The sequence below is a fragment of the Nostoc sp. UHCC 0251 genome (assembly GCF_034932245.1).
Classification (GTDB): Bacteria; Cyanobacteriota; Cyanobacteriia; order Cyanobacteriales; family Nostocaceae; genus Nostoc.
Genome location: NZ_JAYGHD010000480.1, coordinates 1 through 4,441 on the forward strand (window position 1 = coordinate 1; position 4,441 = coordinate 4,441).

Consider the following 4,441-nt stretch of genomic DNA (forward strand, 5'->3'; position numbering starts at 1 on the left):
ACCCCACAAGAGTTATATTTAATTCGATTATGCAAATTAGATGTTTTTTAGCTTATGATCAACAATACTTGTACAAATGTTGTCTTCTCCGACATCTTGAATTTTTGAAAATACCACTCCTCTAGGGTTTTTAATTAGTTCGGAAATGATGTTTGTATCTAACAAGTATAAATAACTCATTTTGAAAACTCAATATCATCTAAGGGCAATAATCCTTCGTCCACGTCGGCAAAGTCTTCGTCCAGTGGTTCAAGGGTGGAAAGGGTTTCCAGGAGAGATTTTTTCTTGATGGGGGAAATGATGGCGAAGGGGATACCGTTTTGGGTAATAGTCAGGGGTTCGCCTGTTTTTTTGGCTTGGTTGAGTAGGGTTTGAATGGTTTCGGGGAGATCGGAAACGGTGATTTGTGTCATGGTGGGTTCTGGGGTTAGCGGATGGGGACTTGGCGCACATCTATTTTATCTGTGACGGCGTTGGTGATGAGGGCGGTGTGATATTCAAAACAAGATTAAATCCGGGATTCCACACCCAGAACTGTCACACCGTAATTAAATGGATCTATCTAGTATTTATGAACTAATTAACTCTAGGATCAGCGCTGAAACAGTTTGTAACTAATTAGTGAACTATTCAGAAACTCACCAAAAACTGATAGCGTCAAACAAAGGAAAATATCGTTGTGGACTTTCGAGCTTGAAAACGCGTTCTAATTACTGGCAACTCCTGCCTTATATCCGACTCCAGTGGCAAACCATCACCAAGGGACTTATTGGGATCTTGGGATATGTGCTGGCGACATTAGTGTTGATAAATCTTGCCGGTAAATTAGCAACTCCCTTTGCCCAAGGTAATGTAGTAGCGATCGCTCAAATAACTGGTAGTTGTGCTTTAGTATTTCTTGTTAGAGGCTTGTTTCAGTCTATACAAGATATGTACATGGCAAAAGCTGCTTTAAGAGTTGCTTTTCATCTCCGTCAGCAAGTCTATGCACATCTGCAAAAGCTAAATCTCAGCTATTTTGAAACAGCAAAAGCAGGTGATTTATCTTACCGCCTCACCGAAGATGTTGACCGAGTTGGCGAAGTGGTAAATAAAGTATTTCACGACTTTATCCCCTGTATTTTGCAGTTGCTAGCAATTCCGATTTACATGGTTTACTTAAATTGGCAACTGACACTAGCAACGGTGATTGTTGCACCCCTGATGGGTATTTTAGTTGGCTGGTTTGGCGAACGATTACGCAAGTATTCCTTAAAAAGCCAAAACCGCGTGTCGGGTTTATCGGCTATCCTTTCAGAAGTTTTCAACGGTATTCGATTGGTACAGGCATTTGCTGCCGAAAATTACGAAATCGCCCGCTTTGGGCATGAAGCAGAACGCAGTCTCAAAGCAAAATACTCAGCCGAACGCCTGAAAGCGATTCAGATTCCCATCGTCGGATTTCTGGAAGCCTTAAGTGCGTTATCGTTACTGATTGTGGGAGCGTGGCAAATTTCCCAAGATAACTTGACTGTGGCGAGTTTTTTCAGTTATCTGGCGGCGGCGGCGCTATTAATTGATCCCATTGGTCACACGACTAACAACTACAACGAATTTAAGCAGGGTGAAGCATCTGTTGATCGCGTTTTTGAATTGATGGCAATTCAACCGACGGTGATCGAAAAAACAAATGCGATCGCTCTACCTCCAGTCAATGGCAAGGTAGAATATCGGCATATTTCCTTCGCTTATAAACCAGGTGAATCTGTATTAAAAGATATCAGTTTATTGGTATCGCCAGGTGAAGCGATCGCTCTTGTGGGTGCTTCAGGTGCTGGTAAAACCACATTTGTTAATCTTTTACCCCGTTTTTACGACCCAAAAGTTGGTCAAATCTTCATTGACGATGTTGATATTCGAGATGTCAAGCTGCATAGTCTGCGACGACAAATTGGGATTGTTCCTCAAGAAACCATCATGTTTTCCGGGACAATTGCTCAAAATATTGCTTTTGGACAAGATATTTTTGACATAAAAGCAGTTAAAGAAGCGGCGAAAATTGCTAATGCCCATCAATTTATTAGCCAATTGCCAGAGGGTTATAAGACTTGGGTAGGCGAACGTGGGGTAAACTTATCAGGTGGACAAAGACAAAGAATTGCGATCGCTCGTGCTGTTCTGCTTAATCCCCAAATCTTGATTCTCGATGAAGCGACATCAGCATTAGATTCTGAGTCAGAAGCACTGGTACAGGAAGCACTGGAAAGACTGATGGAAAAACGGACAGTATTTATTATTGCTCACCGTTTATCGACAGTTAGACGGTGCGATCGTATTTTAGTTCTCGAACAGGGACAAATTGTCGAATCGGGAACACATGAAGAATTATTAGCGCTAGAGCGCCGCTATGCACGGTTTTATGCCCAGCAGTTTAGTTAGGAATCTGGGAAAAGCTTTCTCTTTCTACACTTTGCGCCCTTTCCGTCTTACCCTGCGGGTGACGCTCCTTCTCTGCGTTCGCGCAGCGTGTCGCAGACAGATGCTAGGCGAACGTTGCTACCGCTGAAAGCGTTCTCTTAAAATTTTAGATTTGCATATATCTCCACTCTGCGATGGCGTACCCGCCCGCCGTAGGCGTTCGTCGTTCGCGTAGCGTCTCGTAGAGAAGACGTGCCGAAGGTATCGCTTCTTGGTAAAAAATTAAGAATTACGAATTAGTAATTATTCGGTCACACGGTGGAGTTACTAATTTATTGGGGGCGCTATGTTAATAACAGCGCTGCTTTAGATACCCTTTTTTTTCATGTAATTACAGTCTCAGCTTTTTTGTATATTTTTTAACCCGTCTAACTACTAGGAAACTAGATAGTTTCTCTTAAGGTATAACGAATGCAGTTCGTTAAAAGCTCACGTTAAATTAACTGAATTCTGCACTGAAGCATAGCTTAACAAGGAGTTATGGATATGACACTTATTAACGGTACCTCTGGTAACGACAATTTGATTGGGACTCCAGAAACTGATTCTATTTTCGGTGATTTAGGTGATGACACTCTCAATGGTCTTGGTGGTGATGATGAATTTGCCTTCAATAATGTAATTGATGTCCTCGTTTTTGATTCTGGCTTTTCACGGGATGTGTATGTCTATAGTAATGATGGTTTTGACATCATTAAAAACTTCTCTTCGGGTGAGGTTATCAGTATTGACCCTGCAAATCACAACCGTAAAAATGTAAAAATATTTACACCGATAGCTGCTGGAACTGCCACGCAATTGAGGTCAGGAAAAACCGAATTCATCTACGGCACCACAGATTCTGACACAATCCAAGGGACCTCAGCAAACGAGAATATTTATGGTTTGGAGGGCAACGATGTACTGTATGGCAACGATGGTTACGATATTTTGTATGGTGGTTTGGGCAATGACAGCCTTGACGGTGGTGCAAATGTTAACGAATTGTACGGTGGTTTGGGCAATGATTATTTGAAGGGCGGAAAAGACAACCTTGGTAATGTACTGTATGGCGAGGAAGGCGATGACATTTTTGATAGCAGTACGGGGGTTGATACCCTAATTGGTGGAACTGGCAACGACATTTATATTACTTTTGTATACGCGTCTGCTGAAGACGAGGTAATCTTCAATCGGTCTATTTTCGGTCAGTTTACCAATAAAATTATAGAATACTCGAATGAAGGAACCGATACGGTTGAGTCTGCGTTTAGTTACAACTTGGATGACAACCTAGAGAACTTGGTTCTTACAGGTAGCAGCAATATTAGTGGCATAGGAAACGCCCTAGACAATCAAATTGAGGGGAATGCCGGTCACAACTTTTTGGTTGGGGGCGATGGTGATGACCACTTGTTTGGCTATGGAGACTACGACATTTTGATTGGTGCGGCTGGTAACGACACACTCGTTGGCGGTGCTGGTAACGACTTCTTGAATGGGGGTTCTGGTAGCGACATACTCGTTGGCGGTACCGGTAAGAACACACTCACAGGCGATGCTGGTGCTGATACATTTGTCTTCAACTTCAGGTCTAAAGGTATTGACATCATCAAGGACTTCAGCAACTTGCAGAACGACAAAATTCAGATTTCCACAATTGGGTTTGGCGCTACTTCTACTAATCAGTTCAGTTACAACAACAACACTGGTGCCTTGTCCTTCCAGGGAACCCAATTCGTCACTCTTGAGAATAAGCCTAATTTCATACCCAGTTTCGATATTGAGCTTGTCTCTGAGGGTCTAACCTCTTCAATTAGCTAGATATTGTAGTGCCTAACCAAACCTAAATTTTGTATATTAGACCTGCTTTGGCAAAACAACTTTCCATTCGATGCCCAAAGGTAGCGATGTTTATAGAGCAATACAGTTCAGTTAGCGCCAAAAACTTTAAACTGCGTAGGTTGGGTTGAGGAACGAAACCCAACAAACTCCCGGAAATGTT

At 42.4% G+C, this 4,441-nt stretch carries 3 protein-coding genes; 2 read left to right on the top strand and 1 reads right to left on the bottom strand.

The annotated features are described in order from the left end of the window. Positions 1-176: 176 nt before the first annotated feature. Positions 177-413, bottom strand: coding sequence for a type II toxin-antitoxin system Phd/YefM family antitoxin (locus VB740_RS35915; RefSeq protein ID WP_323204571.1), 237 nt, complete (start codon positions 411-413; stop codon positions 177-179). A 280-nt stretch (positions 414-693) separates the two neighbouring features. Here VB740_RS35915 and VB740_RS35920 point away from each other — a divergent pair, with 280 nt between their 5' ends. After that, positions 694-2,418, top strand: coding sequence for an ABC transporter ATP-binding protein (locus tag VB740_RS35920; RefSeq protein ID WP_323204572.1), 1,725 nt, complete (start codon positions 694-696; stop codon positions 2,416-2,418). A gap of 525 nt (positions 2,419-2,943) precedes the next feature. Continuing rightward, positions 2,944-4,260, top strand: a complete 1,317-nt coding sequence (locus VB740_RS35925) for a calcium-binding protein (protein WP_323204573.1) — start codon at positions 2,944-2,946, stop codon at positions 4,258-4,260. Positions 4,261-4,441 lie beyond the last annotated feature (181 nt).